Here is a 26,232-nt window from a genome sequence, read left to right on the forward strand (position 1 = left end):
GCACGGTCTGGCCGGTGGCGACGTCGGTGGCGGTGCCGCCCCACCAGTGGAACCCGAAGACCAGGCGGTAGGGACGGCGGTTGTCGTAGCCGTCGGGGAGCCGCAGGATGAAGCTGCGGCTCTTGCCGCCACTTTGGATGGTGTGCGTGCCGTTCGTGAGAGTCGGGGTCTTGCCGCACCCCGCCGTCGCCGCCGCGACGGCCGTCGTGCTCCTGACGGCCGGGCTGGTCTTGGCGGCGCTCAGCGCCGCGTGCCCTGTGCCGAGGACCAGTAACCCTGCGACCGCGACGGCCCCGAACAAGGACCTTCTTCTTGACATCCCGCTGCTCCCTTTGCGGTCCCGGTCGACGTGGACGGGATCAGCCATCCACTGTCTCGGTTCGTCCCAGGCATGATCCGCCTGAGCCGCCACCTGTCCGGCACGTCACGCGAGAGCTTGAGATGTTGGCGCTAACAGCTTGAAAGCTGCTGCTAACTCCGCTTCTCACCGAGGGTGGAAGGTGACGGTGCAGCGGAGCAAACCGGATACGGCACGGCCTGTCAAAGGTCCGGTGACACGCAGTGGTGACGTAGACATCCCATGTCTCCGCCCGACATGCCGTGACCAGCGAGACCTCGGCGTGCGCCGGCGGCGCGACAGGGTGAACGTTTCAGAACCACTCAGGTGACAGCACCGCAGAGGAGGATCGGCGGCCCCCGATCGCCCGTTCCGGGCCGCACCGGACCGCCGTTCCTGTCCTGCTGATGGACCACACGGTGAGAAGAAGACCGCATGGGTGGCGGCGACAGCCTGAAGCTGATGGCAGAAGCCCGACCTGGCCGAACGCACGGGAGGCCGGTGGCGGCGATGGAGTCGCGGTGACGAGTGACACCTGGCCGGTCCCGCCGGCATGTCGCGGGACCGGCAAGGGCTACGGCGTCGTCCGGGTCAGTGGCATGGGAAAGGCGGACAGTGCGGCGAAGTACGCCGGCTTCTTGTTGTAGTAGCGGTCGAAGAGCAACGGGGTCTCTGCGGAGCGCCAGCTCTGGTGGTCGGCGATGCCGAAGACGGTCACGCCTTTGCAGCGGGTGACGGCGACGCAGGTGGAGATCGCGGAGTGGTAGATCTCCCCCTGGCGTGGAGCGGTGCCGGCGACGTCCAGCTCGGTGAGGTGGACGTCCAGTCCGGAGGAGGCGAAGGTCTCCAGGGTGCGGCGGAAGTTCGCGGGGTAGGGGAAGGTGCTGTTGAAGTGGGACTCCAGGCCGACGCAGTCCAGGGGGACGCCGCGGGCCTTGAAGTCGCGCAGGAGCCGGAGGACGGACTGGCTCTTGGGCTTGTCGATGTCCTCGATGCCGTAGTCGTTGTAGCAGAGCCTGACCTCGGGGTCGGCGGCGCGGGCCGCACGGAAGGCCTGCTCGATCCAGCTGTCGCCGAGGCGGACCTGGAAGACGTTGCGGCGGCGGGGGACGCTCGGGTTGTCGGAGAAGGCCTCGCCGACGACGTCCCAGGTGTCGACCTTCCCGCGGTAGTGGTCCATCACGGTTCTGATGAAGGTGACGAGAGCCGTGTTGACCTCGCTCGCCGTGGTGAGGCCGCTCACCCAGTTCGGCACGCCGTACGACGCGATCAGCCGGCCGCGGACCCGCATGCCGTGGGCCTGCGCGTACTCGACGATGCGGTCGGCGGGGGGGAAGTTCCAGACGTTCCTGGACGGCTGAATCATGTCCCACCACATCTCGAATTCCGGGGTGACCGAGGTGAACTCCCGGTCCAGGACCGTGGTGTACGCGGTATCGGTGAGTAAGCGGGACTGGACGGCGGCGCCGAAGTAGCGGCCGGTGCGTGCGGCGGCGGAGCCCAGGGTCTCGTCGGCGGCACCGGCGGGGGTTTGCGTGATGACGGCGAGCGCGGCGGCGCAGACGACCGCGACGGTGACGGCCAGTAGGCGGCGAAGTGGCAGGACGGCCATTGTTGTTCCTCCGGTGGGACACCGTGCGGGGCAGGGGACGTACGTCACCCGTGAAGTGCTGACGGGAGGTCTCACAAGGGAGTGTGTGAAGCACACAAGTGGGTGTCAACCGGAAACCAAGGCACCGATAGGCGCCGACGGGGTTACGCTGCGCCGGAGAGAACCACCCGGACCGCTACCACCGAAAGCTTCACGACGCGGCGTGGTCGGCGGCGATGGTGTCGATGCGCAGGGCCAGGGTGAAGTCGTGCTGGGTGAGGCCGTTGGCGTCGTGGGTGGTGAGGGCGACGTGGAGTTTGCGCCAGCGGATGTCGATGTCGGGGTGGTGGTTCAGGGATTCGGCCTGTTCGGCGATGTCGTTGACGATCGCTATGGCGGTGCGGAAGTCGGGGGCGACTATGGTGCGGCGGATCTCGTCGCCTTCGCGGTGCCAGTCGGGGATCTCTGCCAGCTTCGCGGTGATCGTCTCGTCGTCCAGCCTCTCCATGCCGATCATCATTTCACGTGGTGACGACAATGTCGTGAGGCGGGCACGGCAGGGTGTCGTGCCCGCCTCGGGACATCGGGGTCAGAGTCCTACCGCGTGGCAGGTGGCGGTGGACTTCTTGGTGGGGTCGCTCTCGCTGGTCGCCGTCAGGGTCACGGTGGCCAGGCGGGGGGCGTTCTCGCCGCGCTGTACGGAGATCGGGACGAGGGTGGTCTTGCCGGACTCCAGGGCGGTGAGCTGGTTCGGGACCCAGGTCCGCCAGCCGCCGGCGGACGTGGAGGCGGTCAGGCGGTACACGTCGGAGCCGAGGTACGCCGAGACGTCCTCGGGGTGCTCACCCTGCGGGGCGGCCTTCTTGCCGGTGTTGGTCAGGGGGAACCGGCAGGTGGCCCACTCGGTGCCACTGGCGATGGCCGCGGTGGGGAGGACCTTCACGCCGCGGCGCTGCGGGCCTGCGCCGTCGAGCGACCGGACGGCGACCGTGTAGGACAGGACGCCCTGCTTGTCGCGGTGCTTGTCGATGATGTAGAAGTGCAGGCGGTTGGCCTGGTCGACGTGCTCGAACTCGCTGCCGGAGCCGGTGCCGGCGTGGAACAGCGCGTCCGAGAGCTGCCGGTAGTCGCCGATGGTGATCGGCACGGCGGTGCCGTCGGGCAGCACGTAGTCGGTCATGCCGATGTCCTGCGGGTTGGCGTCGACGACCCATTCGAACGGCGCGCGGTCCTGGTCCTTGGTCTTGGCCAGCAGCACGCCCGCGTCCGGGGTGAAGGAGTCGGCGCCCATGCGGTCCACGACCTCGACCGTGTAGTTCTGGTAGCCGCCGCCGTCGCACATCGGGTCGGTGGTGACGTCGCACGCGGGGCTGAGGTCGCCGCCGCCGAGCACGACGTTCACGCCGGACAGCCCGGACGGGCCGGGCTGGGCGGCCCGGGCGGTGACCTTGGCGACCACGAGGCCGGACTGGGCCAGCGCCTCGCGGGTGAGCCGCAGCACGTTGCCCTCGTCCACCATCTGCAGCTTGATCTTGTTGCGCAGCATGTGCTGGGCTCCCATGGAGCCGCCGCCGGTCGGCGGGATCAGCCACCGGCTGTGCGGGCCGCCGGGGCCGTTGAAGCTGCCGCGGCTGAGCATCTCCCAGATGCCGGTGTACGCGCGCCGCGGCGGCACCCCGAACGGGTTGTTGTAGTTGTCGCCGATGCCGAGGATGTGGCTCAGCTCGTGGGCGTACACGCCCTGGCCGGAGCTCTCGGCCTGGGTGGACGAGCCGCCGCCGGCGTTCGGCCAGATGGAGGACGCCGACGCCCAGGAGGTCCACTCGACGTACCGGGTGCGTGCCCAGTTGGGCAGGGCCGGGTCCGGCGGGCCGAAGTCGTCGGTGACGGCCTCCTTGGTCGGGAACTTGATCGGCCCGAACTCCTGCCAGGTGGCCGATTCGTCCTGCCCGGCGCTGAGGTAGAAGATGAAGTCGTACTGCCCCGCGACCTCCTCACCCTGGTCGCCGACCCACGCGGCGCGCCCGTCGGTGCGGATGTTGCGGTTGCACGTGTCGCCGGCCGGGCACGCGGTGCCGCCCTGGAACTCCATGGCGTACTCGTGGTCCTTGCCCGGCATCTCGTACGGGCCGAAGGCGGTGAGGTCCACGCCGTACCGGCCGCCGGAGTCCTCCATCCAGTACTCGTGGATGGTGTGCCCCCGGTTGAGGGCGTTCGGGGTGTTGAGGAAGTCCTTGTAGAACTGGGCCACCTGGTCGCGCGGGATGTCGTGCGCCTCGGTGCTCGGGTTGCCGAACACGGTGGACTTGGCGGGCTGGGTGACCACGAACGGCTGGTTCGGGTAGTCGAGCAGCACCAGGGCGCCCTTGAAGGTGCGCACCGAGCCCTTGCCCGCGGGGTCGGCCCAGTTGGTGCCGGGGACGGCCTTGTAGTCCGCCCAGGTCATGTGGTCGGGGTTCTTCCAGTTCTGCGGGTCGATCGCGGCGGGGCCGCCGGGGGCGCCGCGCAGCGCGGACGCGGGGGCGGACTCCTGCCACGGCTGGCGCTGCGGCCAGTGGTCGGCCTGCCAGGGGTTGGCGGGTTCGACGGGGGGTGCGGCGGCGGCCGGGCCGGGGATCGCGGTCAGCCCGAGCGGGCCGAGCACGACGGCGGCGAACAACAGGGTGAGTCGTCTTCTCCGGCGATGGACGGATGGCACGATCTCTGCCTCATCTCCATGGGGGGCTGCTCGGCCGTCTCGGGGACGGCCTTGACCGCGATCATGAAGCAGAAGTTGATTCCGGGCAAGAGCGGACAAATGATGAAATCGGTCCGCGCAGAAAGGCGTTACTTGACGGCCCCCGCCGTGAGGCCGGACTGGATCTGCCGCTGGAAGACGATGTAGACGATCAGCATCGGGATGATCGCCATGCTGAGCGCCGCGAACAGTCCCGGCCAGTCGGCCTCGTACCCGGCGTTGGTGTTGATGTTGGCGATGCCCTGCGTGATCAGCCACTTGTCCTCGACGCCGCCCGACAGCAGCACGATGGGCAGCAGGTACTGGTTCCACTGGCCGAGGATGTTGAAGATCGTGATGCTGATCAGGCCGGGCCTGGCCATGGGCATCATGATCTGGAAGAACGTGCGCGTGTGCGAGGCGCCGTCCATCATCGCGGCCTCGGCCACCGACGTGGGGAGCGTCTTGAAGAACGCCGTCAGGAAGAACACCGTGAACGGCAGCGAGTAGGCGATGTACACCAGGATCACGCCGAGGTGGCTGTCGATCAGCCCGAGGTTGCGGACCACGAAGAACAGCGGCACCAGCGCCAGGAACACCGGGAAGGACAACCCGGAGACGAACAGGTAGTACACGATGCGGTTGCCGAAGAAGCGGTAGCGCGCGAGCACGTACGCGGCCATCGACCCGAACAGCATGGTGAACGCCGTGCTGACCGCCACCACGAACACCGTGTTCAGCATGTACCGGCCGATGTGGGCCTTGTCCCAGGCCCGCACCCAGGCGTCGAAGGAGTAGCCCTGCGGCAGCGCGAGCGGGGCGTCGCCGACGATCTCGGCGTTGGTCTTGAACGACGCGAGGAACGTCCACAGGATCGGGCCGACCACCAGGATCAGCCAGACGACGAGCGCGAGGTGGGACAGGGCGCCGAACACGCCCAGGGGGTGCTTCGGACGGTTCGGCCGGGCGGCGGCGCGCGGGGCGGCCACCCGCATCGTGTCGGTGGAGGTGGCCATCTAGAGCTCGATCCTCTCGCGCCGCGTGACGCGCAGGCTGAGCGCCGCGAACGTGATGGTCAGGAAGAACAGGGCCACGCCCATCGCGGAGGCGTAGCCGAACTTGGAGAACGTGAACGCGGTGCGCCAGATCTCCAGCGGCAGCACCGTGGTGGAGTTGTCCGGGCCGCCGCGGTCCACCGAGAGCACCTGCACCAGGGCGAAGCAGTCGAACGCGGCGATGCCGAGGTAGACCCAGCCGACCTGGATGGTGTCCCAGATCAGCGGGAGCGTGATGCTGAAGAACAGCCGGAACCGGCCGGCGCCGTCCAGCGCGGCGGCCTCGAAGACGTCCTTCGGCACCGCGGCCATGCCCGCCGAGAACAGCACCACGTAGAACCCGACGGACTGCCAGATGATCACACCCATGATCGACCACAGCGCGAGGTCCGGCTCGATGAGCCACCCGACCGGGCCGATGCCCACGAGACCGAGCAGGCCGTTGATCACACCGGTGCCGTCCGGGCGGTAGATCGCCTGGAACAGCACGCCGACCACCGCCACCGCGAGGACCTGCGGGAAGAAGTACACCACGCGGTAGAGCTTCGACCCGAAGACGCCGGTCATGCGCCCGCCCCTGCTGCCTCCCCCGAGGTTCAGCAGGAACGAGAAGAACAGCGCGATGGCGATGGTGATCAGCGGCATGGCGAGCAGGAGCAGCGCGTGATGGCGCACCGCGGCCCAGAACACCTCGTCGTCGAACAGGCGGGTGAAGTTCTCGAACCCGATGAACTGCGGGTTCGCGGAGATGCCGCGCCAGTTGGTCAGCGAGATGTAGAACGCCTGGGCGTACGGGCCGATCACGAAGACCACGTACAGCGCGACGGGGATCGCCAGGAAGGAGACGACGAACCCGTACATCCGCGCCTTGCTGGAGGTCAGCATCCCGGACCTCCCTGCTCGCCATGCCGCATGATCGGCTACACCGTCCGGTTCTGCTTGGTGATGGAGGAGTCGGCCTTGACGGAGTCGGCCTTCTTCTGCATGTTCGCGCAGAACTCCTCGGCCGTGATGCGGCCGAACATCAGGGAGTTGGTCTGCTTGCGCAGCTCGGTCTCCAGCTCCTTGTACCAGTTCTCGAAGCTGCTGTAGGTGACGATGTTCGCCCCGGCGGCCGTCTGGGCGTCGGCGACGCTCTTCAGGCCGGGAGTGAGCGACAGTCCCTCGGCGGCGCCGACGACCACGGTGAGGCTGCCGGACTTCTCGGTGAAACCCTTCGCGCCCTCCTTGGAGAGCATGATGCGGGCGTACTCCAGGGCACCGGCGGTGTTCTTGCCCTTGGACGGGATGATGTACGGCTCGCCGGCCGCGGCGCGGATCGCCTCGAACGGCATCTTGTCGCTCGGGGTGAGGCTCGGGGTGGGCGTCACCGCGTACTCGAAGGTGCCGGGCGTGTTGTCCTTCTGCTCGTTCTCCAGCCAGGAGCCCGACGGGTACAGCGCCACCTTGTCCTGGTTCTGCCGGGTCTGCACCTCGGTGTGGATGAGCCCTTCGTAGCTCTTGTCCATGAACTTGCCGATCTCGGCCCACGCGGCGGCGGACTGCTTCACCGAGTCGCGGGTCCACGCGCCGTCGGCGAGGTTGTCGATGTCGAGGAGGATCTGGTTGCCCTCGATCTTGGCGGCCGTGATCAGGATCATCCAGTACTGGTAGTACGAGGCGTTCTTGCCGGCATAGGCGTAGGGGGTGATGCCCGCGTCCTTGATGGTTGCGCAGAGGGTCTTGAACTCGTCGAACGTCTTCGGCGGGGCCCAGCCCTTCTCCTGGAAGAGCTTGGCGTTGTACCAGAGGCCGTAGCCGGTGAAGACGTAGTTGAGGATGTACGGCTTGCCGGCGATCTGGCCGGACTCCACCGTGCCGGGGACCAGCGTGTCGCGCACCTTCTTGCTCGGGTCGTCGATGGAAGGCGCGTCGAACAGCGGGGTGAGGTCCAGCAACTGGCCCTCGGTCTGCAGGGCGCCGTTGTCCATCAGGTCGGAGCCGGAGTTGGCGATGAAGTCCGGCACGTCGCCGCTGGCGAAACGGGGCTGCAGGGTCTGCGCGATCTGCTGGGTCGCGACGTGCTTGACCGAGGCGTTCGGGAATTCCTTCTTGTACAGGGGCTCGTGCACGTCGGTGGCGTAGCTGTCGCCGAGACCGCCCTTGAAGATGACGACCTCCAGGGGGGCGTCCGCCTTCACCCCGAACGGGTTGGCCCCCGAGGTCGGCGCCGCGGCGGACGCGCTCGGGGCGGCGGCGTCGCCACCGCCGCCGCTGGTCGCGCAGGAGCTGAGGAACCCTGCGGCGGGCCCGGCGACGAGCGCGGTGAGGCCGATACGGCGGAGCATCTGCCGCCGGGTGATCTCTTTGGGCGTGCCGGCGGAGTAGGTCATGCAACCCTCCAGGAAGGAGCTATCAATTAGGAAAGTTTCCTAAACGTTTGAGGAACGTACGTCCAACGCCGGGCACCGTCAAGTGGTATAGGCCAACCCGTGATCGAGCTGTAGCCGACCAGCAAGGGGACCGCGACCGACGACGTCATGCACCGCCCTCCGAAACCCGTGCGTAACCTGCCAACACCACAGGTCATCGGCCGATGATGACACAGAACACCACATGATTGACAGACCTTTGACCCGGTCTAGACCAGCGATCTGGAAACCGTCCGAAGAGCGGACACAGGGTGCATTCGTTGGCTAAGAGCGGCTACCGTCACCTTCCGGACTTTTCCTAGTAGCGAGGAGCACGGTTTGCCGCTCCAGATCACCGGCGCGCCGAGCGACCCCGACCTCATCCGCCTGCCGTGGGAGACCCCGCTGGAGGAGTGGCCGGAATACCACCTGGTCACGCTCCCGCGCGGCATCTCCCGGCACATCGTGCGATTCGTCCGGCTGTCCGGGCGCGTCTACGCCGTCAAGGAGATCAACAGCAGGTTCGCCCGCCGGGAGTACCAGCTCCTGTGGGACATCGGCCGCCTGGACGCCCCCGCCGTGGAGCCGGTCGCCGTGGTCACCGGCCGGACCACCGCGGACGGCGAGCCGCTCGACTCCGCGCTCATCACCCGTCACCTGCAGTTCTCGTTGCCGTACCGGGCCGTGCTGTCCGGCTCCCTGCGGCCCGACACGCTCATCCGGCTGCTCGACGCGCTGGCCGTACTGCTGGTGCGGCTGCACCTGGCCGGCTTCTACTGGGGCGACTGCTCGCTGAGCAACACCCTGTTCCGCCGCGACGCGGGGGCGTTCGCCGCGTACCTGGTGGACGCCGAGACCGGGGAGCTGCACGCGGTGCTCAGCCGGGGCCAGCGCGACCAGGACATCGAGGTCGCCCGGGTGAACATCTTCGGCGAGATGCTCGACCTGGAAGCCGGCGGTTTCCTCCACCCGTCGATCGACCCGCTGGCGTTCGCCGACCAGCTCGTGGCGCGCTACCAGCGGCTGTGGGAGGAGCTCACGCAGGAGGAGATCGTCGAGGACGTCGAGTGGCACCTGATCGACCAGCGCGTCCGCCGCCTCAACTCCCTGGGCTTCGACGTCGCCGAGATGATGATCCGCCGCAAGGCGGGCACCGCGCGGCTCATGGTCAAACCGAAGGTCGTCGACGCCGGCCACCACCAGCGCCGCCTGCTCCGCCTCACCGGACTGGACGTGGAGGAGAACCAGGCACGCCGCCTGCTCAACGACCTCGACTCGTTCCGCGTGGCCCGAGGCCTCCGCCACGAGGACGAAGCGATCGTCGCCCACCTGTGGCTGGCGGAGATCTTCCAGCCGACCGTGCTCGCCATCCCCCCGGAGCTGCGGGGCAAGCTGGAGCCCGCCCAGCTCTTCCACGAGGTGCTGGACCACCGGTGGTTCATGTCGGAGGCGGCGGGGCGGGACGTGGGGCTCGAGGCGGCGCTGCGGTCGTACATCGACACGGTGCTGGTCTTCAAGCCCGACGAGAAGGCCCTGCTCGGGGACGACGCGGTGCCCGCGGTGGAGCAGACGCCGGACCTCACGCTCTGACGGCCGGCGGTCTCAGCCGCCGACGGCCTCCAGTTCCCTGAGCACGGTGGCCGCCTCGGCCAGACGGTCCTCGCCGAAGACGCGGACGCCGTGCACCGACAGCAGGGCGGCGGTCACGCCGGAGCCGGGGGCCACCCGGCCGCGGAAGGTGCCGTCGTGGATGCGCAGGGTGCCGCAGGAGGGGCTGCCGTCCTTGAGGATGGCGACCTTGAGGTTCAGCGAACGGGCCACGGCGAGGGCGGCTTGCGCGCCGGCCAGGAAGTGGCGGGTCACGTCGGCGCCGTCGGCGGTGAGGATGCGGGCGCTGCCGGCCAGCACCGCGGGGCCGCCCACTCCGCCCTCGATCTCGGCGCGTGGGCGGGGCACCGGCAGCCCGCCCTCCACCTCGGGGCAGAAAGGCACCAGCCGGCCCTCGGCGCGCCAGCTCGCCAGGAGGGCGTCGTCGAGGGTCTTCGCCTGGCCGTCGAAGCGCACCGGACGCCCCATCAGGCACGCGCTGACCAGGATCCTTTCCATTCCCCCACGGTAACGCGCACCGGACGCCGATGGTGACGGCGCCATTGCGTCCACATAAGTCACTTTATGAGTAAATCAACAGAGATATACCGAGCGACATTCAACGGCGACTCTGTCACCTGGTCGGCAAATCCTTCTACGCGGTGAAAGATCCTTGTAGCCCGGAACTTTACCGGAGCGTTGACCGGAGACGACCAGGACCGGTCACCTCCCTAGAGTCGGCCACGTTCTGTTACGGACCGTGTCCGGCGAGGGGTGCACCGTGCTCGACATCGAAGGTTGCCTGGCCGGCGCGCTGGCCGTCCCCGGGGCGCTGGACGCGCTCGTGGCCGAGGACGCGGGCGGCGCGGCCGTCGCGTCCGGCTCTCTCACGTCGCTGGACCCGCAGGCCCTGGCCGACGCGTTCACCGCGAGCCTGCGGACCACCCTGGACGCGCTCGCGCTGAGCACGCCCGGCGGCACCGTACGCCTGGAGGACGTCATCGTCACCACCGACCGGGGCCACCACCTGCTGCGTCCCCTCTGCCCCACCCCCGCGGGGACCGCGCTGCTGTACCTGCGCCTGGACGGCGAACGCGCCAACCTCGCTCTCGCCCGTCATCGCCTGCGTGCCATCGCCGGCCGGCTGGGCGGCGGGTGACCCATGGCGTCCGCTTCGCGAACGGACACCGCGGCCCGCCGGACCGGACGCGGCGCGCCGCCGCCGTCCCGGCTCGACGCCGTCCTCGGGAACCTCGCCCGGGAGCGGGCGACCGGCGCGCTGCGCGTGGGGAGGGCCGGGACGATCTACATCACCGGCGGCCGGATCACCTACGCCGAGAGCGTGCACGTCCCCGGCGTCGAGGACCTGCTCACCGCTTCCGGGCGGGTCGCGGCCGCCGTGGTCACCGAGGTCCGGCGGGCGGCCGCCGCGGACGGCGGGGAGACGCTGGTGCGGCAGGGGACGCTCACCCGGGGCGAACTGCAGTTCTGCGTGCTCGGCGCCACCCTGGACGCCGCGTTCTCCCTGCACGAGGTCACCGGCGCGCGGCCCCGGTTCCGTGAGGGCGACCGGCACTGGCTCGGGCCGCAGTGGTACTTCGACGTCGCCGGCCTGTCGCGCGAGTGCCGCAGAAGGAGGCTCCGCTTGGACCACGCCTGGCCGTCGCCCGCCCTGGACACCCGGCCCGTCGTCCCCGCCCCGCGTGTCACGGCGGACCGGGTGGTCCTGACGGCCGTCCAGTGGGAGGTGATCGTCCACGCCGACGCCACGGCCACCCCGGCCGACCTGGCCCGGCGCCTCGGCCGCCCCGTGTACCCGCTGCTCCTGGCCGTACGCCAACTGGCGGCCGCCGGGCTGCTCGTCCCGCCGGCGCCCGCGAACGGCACACCGGGCGGCCCGCCGCCCGCCGACCCGCCCGCCCCCGGCGGGGCCGCCGCGGCGGACGGCGCGTCCGGCGAGCTGCCGCGCCGTGAGAAGGGGGCCTCGCGCCCGGCCGGCGCGCCGCCGGCCCACAGCGCCGACGGCACCGACGTCGGGGTGCTCATCAGACTCCGCGACGCCTTGGAGCGCCTGCTCTGACCGTCCGTCGTCACCGGCCCACCGGACAAGGGCGGCGGGCCGTCCCACCGTGATCCCATCAGGAGGAAACATGGCAAGCCTGGATGTCTCGCTCAAGGAGATGATGTCCGTGGACGGCGCGATCGGCGCCGCCGTGGTCGACTACGGCAGCGGCATGGCCCTCGGCGCGCTCGGCGGCTCCAAGGACCTCGACCTTCAGGTGGCCGCCGCCGGCAACACCGAGGTCATCAAGGCCAAGCTCCGCACCATGGAGGCCCTGCGCCTCCAGGAGGGCATCGAGGACATCCTCATCACGCTGAGCGCGCAGTACCACGTCATCCGCCCGCTGTCCGGCCGGGGCGGCAAGGGCCTGTTCCTCTACCTGGCCCTCGACCGCCGGCGCGCCAACCTCGCGATGGCCCGCCACTCGCTGCGGGCCATCGAGGAGAAGCTGGAGGTCTGACCCGTCTACAGGGCGGCGGCGCGGGTGGTGAGCTCGGTGACCGCGTCCACGATCTTCGGCCAGAGCGCGCGGGGCAGGTCGTGGCCCATCCCGGGGAACGTCAGGAGCTTGGCCCCCGGGATGGCGTCCGCGGTGGCGACGCCGCCGGAGAGCTGGACCAGCGGGTCGGCCTCGCCGTGGATCACCAGGGCGGGCACGGTCAGCTCCCGCAGGGCCGCCGTGCGGTCGCCGGAGGCGAGGATGGCCGCGAACTGGCGGCCGAACCCCGGCGGGTCGAACGACCGGTCGAAGCTCTCCCCCGCCACCCGCGCCAGCCGTTCCTGGTCCATCGGGAACCCGGGCGAGCCCAGCACCTTCCACGACTCCAGCGCCCGCCGGACCACCGACTCCCGGTCCGGGGCCGACGGCGTCAGCAGCATGCCGAGCGCCCGCTCGGTCGGCGGCCCGGCCTCCGGGCTCGGCGTGGACATGATCGACGTGAGGCTGAGCGTGCGCCCCGGGTGCCGGATCGCGAACTCCTGCGCGATCATGCCCCCCATCGACACCCCCAGCACGTGCACCCCGTCCAGTCCGAGCGCCGCGGCCAGCCCGGCCACGTCGTCCGCCATGTCCGCCAGCCGGTACGGCGCCCCCGACACGTCCCCGCCGAGCGCCGCCGCGATGTCCGGCGACCCCGCCTCGTGCAGGTGCGTCGACAGGCCGGTGTCCCGGTTGTCGAACCGCACCACGTAGTGCCCGGTCGCGGCCAGCGCCTCGCAGAACTCCTCGTCCCAACTGATCATCTGGGTCCCGAGGCCCATGATCAGCAGCAACGCGCGCCCCCCGGCGTCCCCGAAGGTGTCGTAGGCGATCTCGATCCCGTTGGCCTTCACCCGATTCATGCGAACAGAATTCCATTCTGTTCCCTCGCCGACAAGGGCGACCCGCCGTCAGCGGGACGCCCGGACCGCGGGCAGCACCTCCGCGCCGAGCCTCGCGACGTTCTCCAGCGTCGCGGCGGGGTCGCCGGAGCCCTCCACGGCGAGGATCACGTGACGGACGCCCGTGGTCTCGATCGTGGTGCGCAGGACCGCGGCGCAGCGGGCCGGGGAGCCGACCGGGTGGAGGCGGCAGAGCAGCGCGGTGTACTCCTCGGCGTTCCTCGGGTGGTACGGGCGGCCGTCGGCGCGGCGGTGGGCGGCGAGGCCGGGCACCAGCCAGGCGGGGAGCGATCCGGTGACGACGGCCACCGCCTCCTCGGTGGTGTCGGCGACCTGGGCCAGACCCGCCGCGATGTGCGTCGCCCGTGAGGACGGGGCGGCGCGGGTGTAGGCGTCCACGAGGGCGGCCTTGTCCGCGTCGCCGATGTGCATGCCGAGGAGCATCGGGAGGCCGCGGGCGGCGGCGACGCGCAGGGTCGGCTCGGAGGTGACGGCGACCACCGGGCGCAGGGGACGGGACGGGCGGGGGTGCGGCTCCACCGGGGGGAACCGGAAGGTGGGGCCGCCCGCGCTCACCGGGGCGCCGGACAGGGCGGCGAGGAGCAGGTCCAGGCTCTCGGGAAAGCCCTCCTCGTAGCGCGCGAGGCCCGTGCCGAAGACCTCCAGGTCGACCCACGGCCCGCCGCGCCCCACACCGAGCCGGAACCGCCCGCCGGACACGTGGTCCAGCAGGACCGCCTGCTCGGCCAGCGCCACCGGATGGACGGTGGACAACACGCTGACCGCCGTCCCCACGGTCACCCGCGACGTCCTGCCGAGCACGTGCGCGGCCAGCGTGACCGCCGAGGGACACAGCCCGTACGGCGTGAAATGGTGCTCGGCGATCCACACGTCGTCGAACCCGGCCCGCTCCGCCGCCACCGCCGTCTCGACGGCGGCCCTCAGCACCTCACCGTGCTCACGCCCCGGAAACCCGGGCGCCAGCAGGAACACCCCGATCCGCACCTCACCCACCCGCCCACTGTGCCATGGACGGCGGGACGCGCCCTCCTTTTACGGCACGGGATCAGGCGCGGGTCAGCGGCCGGACTTGGAGCCGCTTCGGTCCTGGCCCACGCCGGTGAAGTGCTCCGGGGTGGTGACGCCGGCGGGGCGGCCGGTGCGGGGGTGTTCGCCCACCCGGACGCGGCCGGGTTCCTGCTTCTCGCGGGCCAGGCGTTCGGGGCGGGTGGTCATGCTCTGGCCGACGCTCAGGGGGCTGGTGGCGTGGGTGTCGGTGGAGGGGACGCCGTGGCGTTCGGCGTCGGAGATGACACGAGGCGGGCGGCGGTCGCCGCGTGGCGGGCTCTGGAAGGCGCGCTGGGCGCCCCGGACCGCTTCGCGGTGGGCCAGATCGCGGATCTCCTCCCGGGTGATCGGGCGGCCGGGAAGATCGGGATCCCAGGCTTGGCTCATCGACACCACCCCCGTGGACGTTCTCTTCTCCTTACCTTCCCCGGCGGACGCGGGCGGATGCGTGATTCGTCACTCTTCAGGAGCAGAGAGGGGATTTGTCGGTGAATGCACTGTCCGGCGGTGGACAGGTGACTCGTCCGGAGCGGAGGTCAGCAGATGCGCGGCAGGGGGTCGCCGACCAGGACGTCCACGATGCGGGTGCCGCCGAAGGCGGTGCGCAGCAGGACCAGGCCGGGCGGGTCGGCGGCGACGCGGCCGATGACGGCGGCGCCGGTGCCGAGGGGGTGGGAGCGCAGGGCGGAGAGGGCGGCGTCGGCGGCGTCGCGGTCCACGACGGCGATCATGCGGCCCTCGCAGGCCGAGTACAGCGGATCGATGCCGAGCAGCTCGCAACAGCCGCGCACGGCGGGGCGCACCGGCACCTGGTCCTCGGTCAGCACCACGGCCACCCCGGACGCCTCGGCGATCTCGTTGAGCACGGTGGCCACGCCGCCCCGGGTGGCGTCGCGCAGGCAGCGCACCCTGGCGCCGGGGCAGGTCTCCAGCAGGCGCGCGGTGAGGCCGTGCAGGGGCGCGGTGTCGGAGGTCAGGTCGGCCTCGATCTCGAATCCGCCCCGGGCCAGCATGACGGTGACGCCGTGGTCGCCGACCGGGCCGGAGACCAGGACGGCGTCACCGGGCCGGGCGGCCGACGCGCTGAGCCGAAGCGACGGGTCCACGGTGCCGACCCCGGCGGTGGTGATGTAGCAGCCGTCGGCCTTCCCCTTCTGCACGACCTTGGTGTCCCCGGTGACGACGGCCACCCCGGCCGCCCGGGCGGCGGCGGCCATGCTCGCGGTGATCCGCCGCAGGTCCGTGAGCGGGAAGCCCTCTTCGAGGATGAACCCGGCCGACAGGTACGCGGGCCGGGCCCCGCACATGGCGAGGTCGTTGACGGTGCCGTTGACCGCGAGGTCGCCGATGTCGCCGCCGGGGAAGAACAGCGGGGTCACCACGTAGGAGTCGGTGGTGAAGGCCAGCTCCCCGGCGACGGCGCCGTCCGCCAGCGGTTCGAGCAGGGGGTTGCGGAACGCGTCGAGGAAGACGTCCTCGACCAGCGTGCGGGTCGCCTTCCCCCCGGCCCCGTGCGCCAGGGTGATCAGTTCCTCCCGTACCTTCGCCTTGCGCCGCCGCGCGCGCTCGATGCGGTCGAGCACCTGCTCCTCACGGGACGGAGCGCGGTCGCCCGCGTGCGGAACCGGCACGGCGCGGTCGCCCGCGTGCGGGGCCACCTCGGTGCGGTCGTCGGTGCTCACCTGCGGGTCGCCTCCCTGACGCGCTCCCGGGAGAAGCGGCCGAAGTTGTAGTACGCGGCGCAGGCCCCCTCGGAGGACACCATGCAGGTGCCGATGGGCGTCTCGGGGGTGCAGGCCGTGCCGAACACCTTGCACTCCCACGGTTTGAGCACGCCCTTCAGCACCTCGCCGCACTGGCAGGCCTTGGGGTCGGCCACCCGGCCACCGGGGACGTCGAAGATCCGCTCGGCGTCGAACGCGGCGTACCGCTCGCGCAGGCGCAGCGCCGAGTGGGAGATGAAGCCGAGCCCGCGCCACTCGAAGTGCGGCCGCAGTTCCATGGTCTGGCCGATGACGGCCAGCGCCTTGGGGTTGCCGTCCCACGGCACGACCCGGGAGTACTGGTTCTCCACCTCGGCGCGGCCCTCGGCGAGCTGCCGCAGGCAGGCGTGCACGGCCTGCAGCACGTCCAGCGGCTCGAACCCCGCGACGACCAGCGGCTTGCCGTACTGCTCCGCGATGAACCCGTACGGCCGGCAGCCGATCACCGTGGAGACGTGACCGGGCCCGATGAAACCGTCGAGCCGCAGGTCGGGCGACTCCAGGATCGCCTTGATGGCCGGGATGATCGTCACGTGGTTGCAGAACACCGAGAAGTTCGCGACCCCCTCGGCCTCGGCACGCAGCAGCGTCATCGCGGTGGACGGCGCCGTCGTCTCGAAACCGATGGCCATGAACACCACCCGGCGATCGGGATTGTCCCTGGCGATCTTGAGAGCGTCCAGCGGCGAGTACACCACCCGGATGTCGGCGCCCCGCGCCGCCGCGTCCTGGAAGGACCCCCGCCCGCCGGGCACCCGGGTCATGTCCCCGAACGAGGTCATGATCACGTCCGGCTGCCCGGCGATGTGGATCGCGTCGTCCACCCGCCCCATCGGGATGACGCACACCGGGCAGCCGGGGCCGTGCACCAGCGTGACCGCCTCCGGCAGGTGGTCCTCGAGCCCGTGCTTGTAGATGGTGTGCGTGTGCCCGCCGCACACCTCCATGAACTTGTACCGCCGCCCCGGCTCGCACAGGGCGGCGACCTCCGCCGCGAGCGCCCGGGCCGTCCCGGCGTCGCGGTACTCGTCGACGAAGCGCATCCCCGGCTCCCTACCCTTTGTCGATCATGGACTCGCGCAGCGCGGCCATCTCGTCCTCGTACGCCTGCCCGATGCTCTCCAGGAAGTCCAGCGCCGCCTTGGCCTCCACCTCGTCGATCTTGGAGAGGGCGAAGCCGACGTGGATGAGGATCCAGTCCCCGGGCGCCAGCTCCTCCCCCTCCAGCAGGCCGATGTTGACCGCGCGGCGCACGCCGCTGACGTCCACCTGCGCCAGGTCAGGTCGATCGACCGGCATCTCCACGATCTCCCCGGGGATCCCCAGGCACATAGGTCGCCTCCGCGAGCTGGATGGATTCGAGGACGAGATCGTCGCCGCCCTCGCTGTCGACGTCGGCGGACCCGCAGGCCGGGCACACCGCGTGCGGGTCGGCCGACAGGGCCGCGCCCCCGCAGTCACGGCACGTCACCCGCACCGGCAGCGTGACCAGGTCAAGACGGGCACCCTCCGCCACCGTCCCCTCGCTGACCAGCGCGAAGGCGTCGTTGATGGACGGCTCGGCCACCCGCAGCAGCGCCCCCACCTGCACGCGCGCCCGGCAGACCCGCCGTCCGTCCGCTCGCTTCTCCACGGCCGCGAGGATCGCCTCCGCGATCCCGAACTCATGCACGATCACTACCCCCCGTTCTCTCGTGTTCGTCCCCAGGCCCGGTCAGGCGAGGGTCACATCCGCCGGATGCTCATGTAGCGCTTGAAGTCGGGGATGGACCGGTAGACCATCACCCCGGCGGCCGTCAGGGCGGCGAGCGTGATCAGGCGTCGTTTCATCGCGGTACCTCCGGTTGATCGCTGCGCTGACGCAGCAGGTCGAGGACCAGGCCGGCCGCGCGGGGCACGGCCTCGGCGACCGGCGGGCTGAGGTCCATGCCGGGCTCGGTGGTGGCGGGTTCGCAGCCGACGAGCAGGACGGGGATCGACATCTCGCCGAGCGTGCCCGCGAGGGCCAGCACCGCCTCCGGGTTCATGTCGTGCGCGTCGAACAGCACGCCGGTGATGTCGCCCTCGTCGGGACGCAGCACGTACAGGGTGCCGGGCGGGTCGCCCCTCGGCGCGAGGTCCACGAGGATCGCCGCGTCGTACCCGCCGCCGGTCAGCTCGTAGGCGAGGTGGACGCCGCGGATGCCGAAGTCGGCGACCACCGCGCCGTCCGGCAGGTCGCGCCCGGCGAGGTGCCGCGCCACGGCGACGCCGAAGCCGTCGTCCCCGAGGAAGACGTTGCCCACCCCGGCCACCAGGGTCTTCACGCCTCGACCCCCTTGTTCTCGGGTTCTCCGGTGTCCTCGCGGGCCGGTTCCTCCAGGGGTTCCACCTCGTCGGGGGCGAAGTACAGGTAGCGGCCGTGGGCCCGGCGCAGGTCGGCCCCGGGGTCGTCCTCCAGGGTGACGGCGAGGTGCCGCCCGCCGTCCACGTCCAGCAGCACGGCCTCCACCCGGGCGGCGCGGCCGGCGAGGAACATGTCGTGCGCGTCCGCGCGGCGCCGCCCGGGGACCAGCCGCACCCGGCTGCCCTTGCGGATCGTCGTGCCGCACACCGTGACGTGGTCCGCGCCCGGCACGTGCTCGGCGGCGGGGTCCCACCACGGCACCCGCTCCTCGGGGGCCGCGGGGTCCCCGGCCCGCGCGGGGGCGGCGGGGTCGCGGCCCTCCTGGGCGGCGGGGTCGCGGCCCTCCTGGGCGGCGGGGCCGAGGTGCCGGATGGCGCCGTGCAGGCGTTCCAGCATCTCGGGCGGCAGGTCGGCGGCGCGCTTGAGCAGTTCGGCGGCGCGGGGGTCGGTGGCCTCGGCCTCGCGTCTCTCCTCCTCGGTCAGGGTGAGGGCGCGCAGGTGCAGCATCTCGTCCATCTCGGTGGAGTCGAACGACCCGCCGGGGCTCTCGGGCGCGACGCCGGGGTGGTCGTCCAGGATGATCGGCGAGGACAGCACCACGTCGCGCCGCCCGGGATCGCCCACCAGCACCGGCCAGGTGTGCCGGTTGCGGCAGGTGCGCGCCGCCGCCCGCGCCCACTCGGGCGGGTCGGCGAGCGACAGGAACGACCCGGCGGTGGCGCCGATGAGCAGGTGCGCGGCCACCAGCGAGTGCCGCAGCGCCTCCTCGCGTCCCTCGCCCCGCGCGATCCAGGCGGCCACGCCGTCGGTCTGCCAGGTGGTCGCCCGCACCGGGTCCAACGCGGCGAACCTGGCGGCACCGCGGCCGGGCAGCCACGCGGTGCGGTTCTCCACGCGGACGCGCAGCCGGAGCAGGCCGTACGGGCCGGGGGGCCGTTCGGCGCGCACGCGCAGCACGGCGTGCAGGGGGCGGTGCGCGGTGACGAGTCGGCCGGCCACCTCGCCGGACGGACCGAGGAGCTGCTCCTCGGCGCGGTCGCCGGGGATCCGCACCACCAGGGTGCGCTCGGCGCCGATCAGGTGCGGCACGGCGAGCACAGCCTCGGTCTCGCGCTCGGTGGCGTCGTCGTACGACAGGTGGGCGGTGTCCCCGCAGCGCAGCTCGGCGACCGGTGTGAACCCGCCGTCCTCCTCGCGGCGCTCCACGCGGCGCTCGCGCACGTGCAGGAACCGCAGCCGCACCCGGAGCAGCGCGTTGGCGCCCCCGTCCAGCAGGACCTCGGTGACGCTGCCGGACGGCTCCGCGGTCTCCTGGTACGCGGGCGGCACCAGCACCCCGAACTGCCAGCGCAGCCGGTTCTTGGCGGCCGAGGCCCGGTAGGGGTACAGCAGATACCCCTCGTACAGGACGGCGTCGGCCACCGCCCGGGCCGCGTCCATCGGCACACTCCTCACCGGGCCTCCTTCAGCAGCGCCTCGACGACCTCGTCCCAGGTGGCGAGCGCCTGGCCGGTCTTGTACCGCTGCAGGGCGCGCAGGGTGTCGCGCCGCAACCGCAGCCAGCCGCACCCGGGGAAGTAGCGGTCCATCAGCTCGCGCCACACCCCGACGGGCAGGCCGCAGCGCGCCTCGCGGTCCCACGGCACCGGCTGGACGGTGAAGCCGTCGCCGGAGCGGGCGAAGACGGTGCCGCTGAACAACATCAGCATCGGGACCTCGCCGTCCCGCAGCGACGCGAAGTACTTGCCGGCCGCCACCTCCAGGTCGTAGCTGCACGGCACGGGGACGTCGACCTCGGTGGCGCCGGTGTACCTCGGCACCAGCACCGGCACGGTGGCGAACTGGAACGGCTTCAGCGTCTCGCCCCACCGTGAGGGGTCGCCGAACAGGTCGCCGAGCAGCTCGGCCTCCCCGGAGGTGTACCGCCGCCGCTGCGGCTCCACCCTGATCTGGCAGCGCAGCGCCACGGCGTGCACGGTGCCCGTCCCCGGCCCGGTTATGGCGAGCCGGAACGTCAGCGTCGGGAACGCCGCGTACGGGTCGGCCCGCACGCCCCGGCAGTCGAACCGGATGTCAAGCACGCCCGTCCCCCTCCCCCGGCACGTCCACGCGGTGTCCCTCTCCCGGTGCGGCGTCCACGCCGTCCGCGGGCACGTCCTCGCCGCGTTCACGCAGGGAGGCGAAGAAGCCCTCGATGGCGTCCCAGGCCTCCCGGCCGCCGTGGAAGCCCTTCCAGCGGGTGCGGACCAGGCCGACCAGCTCGTAGCAGGCGTCCACCGGGACCAGGTGGCAGGTGAAGCCCTCCTCGGGGCGGCGGTCGATGAGGAACGCCTCGACGTCCGGCAGCGGATCGGCCGCGGCCAGCGCGGGCTCGGCGGCCAGCACCCGCTCCCAGGCGCCGCCGGGCACGACGGCCTCGGTGGCGCCGCCGGGGCTGGGGTAGAACGCGACGATCTTGCCGAGCTCGGAGTTGTGGAAGAAGAAGGCGGTGCGCACCGGCACGCACAACGCGTCCCAGTCCTCCCGCGCCAGCGTGAAGGCCGGGAAGTTCAGGTACCGCTCCGGCACCGCGCGGTACCGCCCCGAGCCGCGCGCCCCGTTGCGCAGCAACATCAGGTGGCAGCCCTTGCACGCGCACAACAACGCCCGGCTCCCGGCGTCCACGACGTGCCCGTGCCGCTCCCCCGCGGGCTCCCCGCACATCTCGCACCGCTCCGCGACGACCGGCGGCGGCTCCCGGAACCGCCGCAACCCCCGCGGCGCCGCCCCGCCGTCCGCGCCATGGGTCCCGGCGCGGCCCGCCCCGCCACCGTCCGTTTCAGCGCCGTCCGTCCCGCCGGTCCCGGCGCGGCCCGTCCCCGGCGGGCTCCCGGCCGGCCTCACGGGGCCGTGTCCTGCGGTACCGGGCACGGGCCCGGGGGGCGGGTCTGGATCTGCAGCAGGCCGGGCTCGCCGGGGAGCCCCTCGACCTCCAGCCGGGTCACCTCCGGCGCCGCCTGCCGTACGGCCCGCTCGATGCCGCCGGTCACCGTGGCGGGTGAGGACGCGCAGCCGTGGCAGCCGCCCTCCAGCCGCAGCCGGACGACGCCGTCGTCGCTCACGCCGAGCAGTTCCACGCCGCCCTCGTGCAGGCCGAGCATCGGCCGCACCCGGTCCAGCGCGGCGCGCACCCGTTCGGCGGTGCCGAGCGGGTGCAGGTCGTGCAGCACGAGCAGCCCGGACACGATCTCGTCCTCGGTGAGCCTTCGCAGCACGCCGGCCGCCTCGTTCTCCACCACGATGTCCATCACGCGCTCCAGGGCCGCCCCGTAGAGGTCGCCGAGCACACGCACCAGATCCTCGGCCCTGGCCCGCGCCGCCGGGTCGGCGAGCCGCCCGAGCTCGTCGATCAGCGCCTCGACGCGCTCGCCGGCGGCGCGCACGTCCGCACGCCGCCGGCGGCCGTCAGCCGGTGGTGTAGGCATGGGGACTGTGCAGCTTCCGCAGCTCCTTGCCGCGGCCGAGGTACATGTGCACCCCGCACGGCAGGCAGGGGTCGAAACTGCGCACGGTGCGCATGATGTCGATGCCCTTGAAGGTGTCCGGCGGGTTCTCCTCGAAGATCGGCGTGTTCTGCACGGCGTCCTCGTACGGCCCGGGTGTGCCGTGCACGTCGCGGACGCTGGCGTTCCACGGGGTGGGCGGGTACGGGTGGTAGTTGGCGATCTTCCCGTTGCGTATCACCATGTGGTGGGAGAGCAGGCCGCGCACCGCCTCGGTGAAGCCGCAACTGATGGCCTCGTCCGGCACCTCGAACGGCTCCCACGTCTGGCTGCGCCCCTGCCGCACCTCGTTGAGCCCCTGCTCGGCGAAGTGCAGCGCGCACGCCGCCACGTACGCCTGGAAGTAGCTGCGGGCCCGGTTGCGCTCCAGCGCGTTGGACATGAGCTCGCCGTTCCGCTCGGGGATCTTCCACTCGAACGTCGTCTCCGGCCGGGTCGCGCTCCTCGGCAGGTCGATGAGCACGCTGTGCCCCGTGGAGCGGACGTAGCCGCCGACGTCCACCAGCCCGGACAGCGCCGTGGACCACAGGCGGGCGATGGGGCCGCCGCCGGTGTCCAGGGCGAGCATGTCCTTGCCGTCGAACCAGCGCGGCGACATCACCCAGCTGTACTTGTCGTTGAAGTCGCGTTTCTGCGGGCGCGGGATGGTGTGCTGGTTCCACGGGTGCCGCGTGTCCACCGGGTTGCCGAGCGGGTCGTGGGTGACGAACGGCTCCTGGCCCTCCCAGTCGTCGTAGTACGAGCTGCCGAGCAGGATGCGGATGCCGAGGTTGATGTCCACCAGGTTGTTGGTGACCAGCTCGCCGTCCACGATGACGCCGGGGGTGACGAACATGCGCCGGCCCCACTCGTTCATGTTCTCGTAGGTGAAGTCGCAGTGGTCGGGGTCGTTGAGGCTGCCCCAGCAGCCGAGCAGCACCCGGCGGCGGCCCACCTGCTCGTACCCGGGCAGCGCCTCGTAGAAGAAGTCGAACAGGTCGTCGTGCATCGGCACGACCTTCTTCACGAAGTCGACGTACCGCATGAGGCGGGTCAGGTAGTCGGTGAAGAGCTGCACCGTGGCCACGGTGCCGACGCCGCCGGGGTACAGCGTGGACGGGTGCACGTGCCTGCCCTCCATCAGGCAGAACATCTCGCGCGCGACGCGGCTCATGGTGAGGGCCTCGCGGTAGAACTCGCCCTCCAGCGGGTTGAGCGAGCGCATGATGTCGCCGATGGTGCGGAAGCCGTGCTCGGCCGCGTGCGGCGCCTCGGTGCGGTTGGCCTGGTCGAGCACGCCGGGGTTGGTCTCGGCGACCATCTTCTCGCAGTAGTCCACCCCCACCAGGTTCTCCTGGTAGATGTTGTGGTCGAACATGTACTCGGCCGCCTCGCCGAGGTTGATGATCCACTCACCCAGCGCCGGTGGCCGCACGCCGTACGCCATGTTCTGCGCGTACACCGAGCACGTGGCGTGGTTGTCGCCGCAGATGCCGCAGATGCGGCTGGTGATGAAATGCGCGTCCCGCGGGTCCTTGCCCTTCATGAAGATGCTGTAGCCGCGGAAGATGGAGGAGGTGCTGTGGCACTCCACCACTTCCTTGGCCGCGAAGTCGATCTTGGCGTAGATGCCGAGGCTGCCGACGATCCTGGTGATCGGGTCCCAGGCCATCTCGACCAGCTCGCGGTTCTCCCCGCGTCGCTCCGAGGTCGTCATCACCGCTCCGTCCTCATGTCAGCTCCAGGGAGCCTTGTAACCGGTGAGCAGGGCGCGGCCCTTGGACCGCCACTTCGGCTCCTTGTCGACCGTGTGCAGGGTGATGCCGCGGAGCCGGCGGACGACGCCGCCGTAGACCGCGCTCGCGGCGGTGGAGACCATGGCGCCCGGCGGCTCGTCCATGAACGGCATGAACTTGTCGGGGAAGCCGGGCATGGTGCAGGCGATGCAGATGCCGCCGACGTTCGGGCAGCCGCCGAGGCCGGCCATCCAGCCGCGTTTCGGCACGTTGCACTTCACCACCGGGCCCCAGCACCCGATCTTGACCAGGCACTTGGGTGAGCCGTACTCGTAGGCGAACTGCCCCTGCTCGTAGTAGCCGCCCCGGTCACACCCCTCGTGCACGGTCTGGGTGAACAGCCACGTGGGCCGCAGCGCCTCGTCCAGCGGGATCATCGGCGCCTGGCCGTTGAGCTGGTAGAGCAGGTACAGCAGGGTCTCGGACATGTTGTCCGGCTGGATCGGGCAGCCGGGCACGTTGACGATCGGCAGGCCCGCCTTGGACCGCCAGTCCCAGCCGAGGTAGTCCGCCAGGCCCATCGAGCCGGTCGGGTTGCCCGCCATGGCGTGGATGCCGCCGTACGTCGCGCAGGTGCCCGCGGCGATCACGGCGGTCGCCTGGGGCGCCAGGCGGTCCAGCCACTCGGGCAGCGTCATGGGCTGGCCGGTGTCGGGGTTGTTGCCGAACCCCGACCAGTAGCCCTCCTGCTTGATGGACTCGTTGGGGATCGAACCCTCGACGACCAGCACGAACGGGTCGAGGCCGCCGTGCGCCGCCTGGAAGTACCACTCGATCATGGTGTCCGCGCCGGGCGCCGGGCCGCTGTTGTAGTCGAGGAGCGGCCAGTGCACCTCCACCTTGGGCAGGCCCGGCAGGACACCGAGGATGATGTCCTCGATGGCGGGCTGCGTCGCGGCGGTGAGCGCCACGGAGTCGCCGTCGCAGCTCATGCCGGCGTTGATCCAGAGTATGTGGACGACGGGTTCCTCCGCGTCCCGCCCGGCGGTGTCCGCCGGCCCGCTCTGTACGGCCATGCCGCCTCCCGTTCCGCTAGGTGCCGATGGGCGTCGAGTCGCGCAGCGCGTGCTGGGTGGCCTCCCACAGGACGTGGTAGACGGTGGTCTGCGCCTCCTGGATGCGGTGCACCGAGGACGAGGGGATGACGAAAAGGTGGTCGATGACGCCCGCCATGGGGGGCTCGGCGAGCAGGCCGCCCTCGTAGCCGGCGAGGGCGACGGTGAGCAGACCGCGGCTCCTGGCCTCGTGGAACGCTCCAACGAGGTTGGCGGACCCGCCACTGGTGGACAGGCCGAGGGCGATGTCGCCTGGCCGGGCCAGGGCGGCGAGCTGGCGGGCGAAGACGACGTCGAAGCCGATGTCGTTCGACAAGGCGGTCACCACGGCGACGTCGCAGGTCAGGCAGAGCGCGGGCAGGGGGCGCCCGGCGGCGGGGGCGAGGAACGCCGTGGCCACCTGCTGGGCGTCGGTGCTGCTGCCGCCGTTGCCGAACGTGAACATCCGGCCGCCCGCCGCGAACCGCCCCGCCATGTCCCGCGCGCACGCCACGAGCCGTTCGGCGTGCAGCCCCCGCACCCGCCGCCGCAACTCCGCGATCTCCGCGACCTTCTCCCTGGTGGACGCCACCGCCCCGGCGACCACGTCCTCCGCGAGCCCGCCGGAACCGGGGTACAGGAACGGGTAGAGCCCCTGCGTTCCGTGGGACCCGTCCTCCCCGGCTCGCTCAGCGGTCTCCATCGGCACCGGCCTTCCGGGTGACCGCGATGGCTTCCTTGGCGTGCACCAGCACCGTGTCGCCCACCCCGGCGTCCACCAGGGCCACGCTCACGTGCTCGTGGGTGCCGCCGAGATCGACCAGGGCCATGCCGTCGCCGAGCTCGCGCATCACCTGGGCCGGGCGGGCCTCGTCCGCGCACGTGACACAGGCGGCGCCGGCGCGGGCGTGGAACACGTGGACCAGCTCCCACAGCACGTGGTAGACGGTCACGTGGATCTCCTTGACGACGGCGGGGTCCCGCGAGTCCGCGACGAGGGCCTGGGCGACGGCGGGGCTGCGCGCGACGGCGCCGCCGTCGCCGCCGGTGAGGGCCAGGGTGTACAGGCCGAGCTCGTGCGCCGCCTCCAGCCCCCGCAGCACGGCGGGGCAGTCGCCGTCCGGCGAGATGCCGAGCGCCATGTCCACCGGCTCGGCGAACCGCCGCACCTGGTGGGCGAACGCCTCGGCGGGGCCGTCCCGCCCGCTCACCCCGGTGACCGTCGCGGCGTCGTTGCTCAGCGCGATGGACGGCAGCGCCCGCTTCCCCATGATCACCGGGTGCATGAACTCGACGGCCACGTGCGACGCGTCGGTGCCCGCGCCCCCGGACCCGAAGACGATCAGCTTCCCACCGCGCCGGAACCGCTCCGCCATCTCCTGGCAGGCGGTGGCGATCCGCTCCGCTTCCTCAGCGAGCCGTGCCCCGGCCGCGTCACGCCGGCAGAAGGCCTCGTCGACCGCCGTCCGCGCGGTGGATGTCACACCCATGACCACACTCCGTCATATACCGTGACCGCCAGGTTACGACCCGTACACATGCCGTT

General features: G+C 71.4%; 27 protein-coding genes and 1 pseudogene. 4 read left to right on the plus strand and 24 right to left on the minus strand.

Translation table 11 applies throughout. The annotated features are described in order from the left end of the window. From ABGB17_RS03955 to ngcE, 7 genes and pseudogenes are all read right to left on the minus strand, one after another. Positions 1 to 319 (minus strand): annotated as a pseudogene (locus ABGB17_RS03955) (hypothetical protein); the annotation flags it as partial. 592 nt (positions 320 to 911) lie between these two features. Then, positions 912 to 1,949: an endo-1,4-beta-xylanase gene (locus ABGB17_RS03960; protein WP_347626334.1), complete on the minus strand. Its 1,038-nt coding sequence runs from the start codon at positions 1,947 to 1,949 to the stop codon at positions 912 to 914. A gap of 190 nt (positions 1,950 to 2,139) precedes the next feature. Beyond that, positions 2,140 to 2,436, minus strand: a complete 297-nt coding sequence (locus ABGB17_RS03965) for a 4a-hydroxytetrahydrobiopterin dehydratase (protein ID WP_347626335.1) — start codon at positions 2,434 to 2,436, stop codon at positions 2,140 to 2,142. An 81-nt stretch (positions 2,437 to 2,517) separates the two neighbouring features. After that, positions 2,518 to 4,626, minus strand: a complete 2,109-nt coding sequence (locus ABGB17_RS03970) for a M6 family metalloprotease domain-containing protein (RefSeq protein ID WP_347626336.1) — start codon at positions 4,624 to 4,626, stop codon at positions 2,518 to 2,520. 128 nt (positions 4,627 to 4,754) lie between these two features. Continuing rightward, on the minus strand, positions 4,755 to 5,660 hold the full coding sequence (locus ABGB17_RS03975; protein WP_347626337.1) for a carbohydrate ABC transporter permease: 906 nt from the start codon (positions 5,658 to 5,660) through the stop codon (positions 4,755 to 4,757). Then, complete coding sequence (locus ABGB17_RS03980; RefSeq protein WP_347626338.1) at positions 5,661 to 6,584, minus strand: sugar ABC transporter permease; 924 nt, start codon at positions 6,582 to 6,584, stop codon at positions 5,661 to 5,663. A 35-nt stretch (positions 6,585 to 6,619) separates the two neighbouring features. Next, positions 6,620 to 8,071, minus strand: a complete 1,452-nt coding sequence (gene ngcE, locus ABGB17_RS03985) for an N-acetylglucosamine/diacetylchitobiose ABC transporter substrate-binding protein (RefSeq protein WP_347626339.1) — start codon at positions 8,069 to 8,071, stop codon at positions 6,620 to 6,622. Positions 8,072 to 8,428: 357 nt separating this feature from the next. Here ngcE and ABGB17_RS03990 point away from each other — a divergent pair, with 357 nt between their 5' ends. Further along, positions 8,429 to 9,679 carry a DUF4032 domain-containing protein gene (locus ABGB17_RS03990; protein ID WP_347626340.1) on the plus strand — a complete coding sequence of 417 codons (1,251 nt, stop codon included), beginning with the start codon at positions 8,429 to 8,431 and terminating at the stop codon, positions 9,677 to 9,679. A gap of 12 nt (positions 9,680 to 9,691) precedes the next feature. Here the strand turns inward: ABGB17_RS03990 and ABGB17_RS03995 are convergent, their stop codons facing one another. Then, positions 9,692 to 10,195: a DUF523 domain-containing protein gene (locus tag ABGB17_RS03995; protein ID WP_347626341.1), complete on the minus strand. Its 504-nt coding sequence runs from the start codon at positions 10,193 to 10,195 to the stop codon at positions 9,692 to 9,694. A 241-nt stretch (positions 10,196 to 10,436) separates the two neighbouring features. On the opposite strand from ABGB17_RS03995, the gene ABGB17_RS04000 reads away from it, so the two are divergent. The 3 genes from ABGB17_RS04000 to ABGB17_RS04010 all read left to right on the plus strand — a co-directional run bounded on the left by ABGB17_RS04000 (position 10,437) and on the right by ABGB17_RS04010 (position 12,198). Further along, positions 10,437 to 10,835 (plus strand): roadblock/LC7 domain-containing protein, encoded by a 399-nt coding sequence (locus tag ABGB17_RS04000; protein WP_347626342.1) that lies wholly within the window; start codon positions 10,437 to 10,439, stop codon positions 10,833 to 10,835. A gap of 3 nt (positions 10,836 to 10,838) precedes the next feature. Continuing rightward, the gene (locus ABGB17_RS04005; protein ID WP_347626344.1) at positions 10,839 to 11,756 is read left to right on the plus strand and encodes a hypothetical protein; all 918 of its coding nucleotides are present in this window, start codon (positions 10,839 to 10,841) and stop codon (positions 11,754 to 11,756) included. 70 nt (positions 11,757 to 11,826) lie between these two features. After that, positions 11,827 to 12,198, plus strand: a complete 372-nt coding sequence (locus ABGB17_RS04010; RefSeq protein WP_347626345.1) for a hypothetical protein — start codon at positions 11,827 to 11,829, stop codon at positions 12,196 to 12,198. 5 nt (positions 12,199 to 12,203) lie between these two features. Here ABGB17_RS04010 and ABGB17_RS04015 read toward each other — a convergent pair whose 3' ends face one another. The 16 genes from ABGB17_RS04015 to ABGB17_RS04090 form a co-directional block, all read right to left on the minus strand. After that, positions 12,204 to 13,079, minus strand: coding sequence for an alpha/beta hydrolase (locus ABGB17_RS04015; protein WP_347626346.1), 876 nt, complete (start codon positions 13,077 to 13,079; stop codon positions 12,204 to 12,206). A gap of 48 nt (positions 13,080 to 13,127) precedes the next feature. After that, complete coding sequence (locus ABGB17_RS04020; protein ID WP_347626347.1) at positions 13,128 to 14,132, minus strand: LLM class flavin-dependent oxidoreductase; 1,005 nt, start codon at positions 14,130 to 14,132, stop codon at positions 13,128 to 13,130. Between the two features lie 63 nt (positions 14,133 to 14,195). Then, positions 14,196 to 14,573: a hypothetical protein gene (locus tag ABGB17_RS04025; protein WP_347626348.1), complete on the minus strand. Its 378-nt coding sequence runs from the start codon at positions 14,571 to 14,573 to the stop codon at positions 14,196 to 14,198. Positions 14,574 to 14,722: 149 nt separating this feature from the next. Continuing rightward, a complete protein-coding gene (gene hypE, locus ABGB17_RS04030) occupies positions 14,723 to 15,868 on the minus strand; it encodes a hydrogenase expression/formation protein HypE (RefSeq protein WP_347626349.1) in 1,146 nt (381 codons plus the stop codon). Then, positions 15,865 to 16,992 carry a hydrogenase formation protein HypD gene (gene hypD, locus ABGB17_RS04035; protein ID WP_347626350.1) on the minus strand — a complete coding sequence of 376 codons (1,128 nt, stop codon included), beginning with the start codon at positions 16,990 to 16,992 and terminating at the stop codon, positions 15,865 to 15,867. Before hypD ends, hypE begins: the two co-directional genes overlap by 4 nt. A 10-nt stretch (positions 16,993 to 17,002) precedes the next feature. Beyond that, positions 17,003 to 17,248 carry a HypC/HybG/HupF family hydrogenase formation chaperone gene (locus ABGB17_RS04040; RefSeq protein ID WP_347626351.1) on the minus strand — a complete coding sequence of 82 codons (246 nt, stop codon included), beginning with the start codon at positions 17,246 to 17,248 and terminating at the stop codon, positions 17,003 to 17,005. Further along, on the minus strand, positions 17,229 to 17,621 hold the full coding sequence (locus tag ABGB17_RS04045) for a hydrogenase maturation nickel metallochaperone HypA (protein WP_347626352.1): 393 nt from the start codon (positions 17,619 to 17,621) through the stop codon (positions 17,229 to 17,231). The genes ABGB17_RS04040 and ABGB17_RS04045 overlap by 20 nt, the downstream gene beginning before the upstream one ends. Positions 17,622 to 17,775: 154 nt before the next feature. Next, positions 17,776 to 18,255, minus strand: a complete 480-nt coding sequence (locus ABGB17_RS04050) for a hydrogenase maturation protease (protein WP_347626353.1) — start codon at positions 18,253 to 18,255, stop codon at positions 17,776 to 17,778. Then, positions 18,252 to 19,790: a hypothetical protein gene (locus tag ABGB17_RS04055; protein ID WP_347626354.1), complete on the minus strand. Its 1,539-nt coding sequence runs from the start codon at positions 19,788 to 19,790 to the stop codon at positions 18,252 to 18,254. The genes ABGB17_RS04050 and ABGB17_RS04055 overlap by 4 nt, the downstream gene beginning before the upstream one ends. Further along, a complete protein-coding gene (locus ABGB17_RS04060; protein WP_347626355.1) occupies positions 19,787 to 20,416 on the minus strand; it encodes a DUF6084 family protein in 630 nt (209 codons plus the stop codon). The genes ABGB17_RS04055 and ABGB17_RS04060 overlap by 4 nt, the downstream gene beginning before the upstream one ends. Continuing rightward, a complete protein-coding gene (locus tag ABGB17_RS04065) occupies positions 20,409 to 21,218 on the minus strand; it encodes a DUF5947 family protein (RefSeq protein WP_347626356.1) in 810 nt (269 codons plus the stop codon). The genes ABGB17_RS04060 and ABGB17_RS04065 overlap by 8 nt, the downstream gene beginning before the upstream one ends. Continuing rightward, positions 21,215 to 21,799: a NifU family protein gene (locus tag ABGB17_RS04070; protein ID WP_347626357.1), complete on the minus strand. Its 585-nt coding sequence runs from the start codon at positions 21,797 to 21,799 to the stop codon at positions 21,215 to 21,217. The genes ABGB17_RS04065 and ABGB17_RS04070 overlap by 4 nt, the downstream gene beginning before the upstream one ends. Then, a complete protein-coding gene (locus ABGB17_RS04075) occupies positions 21,780 to 23,573 on the minus strand; it encodes a nickel-dependent hydrogenase large subunit (protein ID WP_347626359.1) in 1,794 nt (597 codons plus the stop codon). The genes ABGB17_RS04070 and ABGB17_RS04075 overlap by 20 nt, the downstream gene beginning before the upstream one ends. 18 nt (positions 23,574 to 23,591) lie before the next feature. Continuing rightward, positions 23,592 to 24,668 carry a hydrogenase expression protein HypE gene (locus ABGB17_RS04080; protein ID WP_347626360.1) on the minus strand — a complete coding sequence of 359 codons (1,077 nt, stop codon included), beginning with the start codon at positions 24,666 to 24,668 and terminating at the stop codon, positions 23,592 to 23,594. Between the two features lie 16 nt (positions 24,669 to 24,684). Next, the gene (locus ABGB17_RS04085; RefSeq protein ID WP_347626361.1) at positions 24,685 to 25,389 is read right to left on the minus strand and encodes an SIS domain-containing protein; all 705 of its coding nucleotides are present in this window, start codon (positions 25,387 to 25,389) and stop codon (positions 24,685 to 24,687) included. Then, positions 25,376 to 26,176 carry an SIS domain-containing protein gene (locus ABGB17_RS04090; RefSeq protein WP_347626362.1) on the minus strand — a complete coding sequence of 267 codons (801 nt, stop codon included), beginning with the start codon at positions 26,174 to 26,176 and terminating at the stop codon, positions 25,376 to 25,378. Before ABGB17_RS04090 ends, ABGB17_RS04085 begins: the two co-directional genes overlap by 14 nt. Between the last annotated feature and the right edge of the window lie 56 nt (positions 26,177 to 26,232).

Origin of the sequence: Sphaerisporangium sp. B11E5, from assembly GCF_039871875.1 — a bacterium.
Lineage (GTDB): Bacteria > Actinomycetota > Actinomycetes > Streptosporangiales > Streptosporangiaceae > Sphaerisporangium.

Excerpts from the sequence above, each read along its gene's own strand:
- hypD (WP_347626350.1), bottom strand. The coding sequence starts at position 16,992 with ATGCGCTTCGTCGACGAGTACCGCGACGCCGGGACGGCCCGGGCGCTC.
- ABGB17_RS04025 (WP_347626348.1), bottom strand. The coding sequence starts at position 14,573 with ATGAGCCAAGCCTGGGATCCCGATCTTCCCGGCCGCCCGATCACCCGG.
- ngcE (WP_347626339.1), bottom strand. The coding sequence starts at position 8,071 with ATGACCTACTCCGCCGGCACGCCCAAAGAGATCACCCGGCGGCAGATG.
- ABGB17_RS03965 (WP_347626335.1), bottom strand. The coding sequence starts at position 2,436 with ATGGAGAGGCTGGACGACGAGACGATCACCGCGAAGCTGGCAGAGATC.
- ABGB17_RS04070 (WP_347626357.1), bottom strand. The coding sequence starts at position 21,799 with ATGCCTACACCACCGGCTGACGGCCGCCGGCGGCGTGCGGACGTGCGC.
- ABGB17_RS03995 (WP_347626341.1), bottom strand. The coding sequence starts at position 10,195 with ATGGAAAGGATCCTGGTCAGCGCGTGCCTGATGGGGCGTCCGGTGCGC.
- ABGB17_RS04005 (WP_347626344.1), top strand. The coding sequence starts at position 10,839 with ATGGCGTCCGCTTCGCGAACGGACACCGCGGCCCGCCGGACCGGACGC.
- ABGB17_RS03980 (WP_347626338.1), bottom strand. The coding sequence starts at position 6,584 with ATGCTGACCTCCAGCAAGGCGCGGATGTACGGGTTCGTCGTCTCCTTC.
- ABGB17_RS04075 (WP_347626359.1), bottom strand. The coding sequence starts at position 23,573 with ATGACGACCTCGGAGCGACGCGGGGAGAACCGCGAGCTGGTCGAGATG.
- ABGB17_RS04010 (WP_347626345.1), top strand. The coding sequence starts at position 11,827 with ATGGCAAGCCTGGATGTCTCGCTCAAGGAGATGATGTCCGTGGACGGC.
- ABGB17_RS03975 (WP_347626337.1), bottom strand. The coding sequence starts at position 5,660 with ATGGCCACCTCCACCGACACGATGCGGGTGGCCGCCCCGCGCGCCGCC.
- ABGB17_RS04040 (WP_347626351.1), bottom strand. The coding sequence starts at position 17,248 with ATGCCGGTCGATCGACCTGACCTGGCGCAGGTGGACGTCAGCGGCGTG.
- ABGB17_RS04090 (WP_347626362.1), bottom strand. The coding sequence starts at position 26,176 with ATGGGTGTGACATCCACCGCGCGGACGGCGGTCGACGAGGCCTTCTGC.
- ABGB17_RS04085 (WP_347626361.1), bottom strand. The coding sequence starts at position 25,389 with ATGGAGACCGCTGAGCGAGCCGGGGAGGACGGGTCCCACGGAACGCAG.
- ABGB17_RS04015 (WP_347626346.1), bottom strand. The coding sequence starts at position 13,079 with ATGAATCGGGTGAAGGCCAACGGGATCGAGATCGCCTACGACACCTTC.
- ABGB17_RS04080 (WP_347626360.1), bottom strand. The coding sequence starts at position 24,668 with ATGGCCGTACAGAGCGGGCCGGCGGACACCGCCGGGCGGGACGCGGAG.
- ABGB17_RS03960 (WP_347626334.1), bottom strand. The coding sequence starts at position 1,949 with ATGGCCGTCCTGCCACTTCGCCGCCTACTGGCCGTCACCGTCGCGGTC.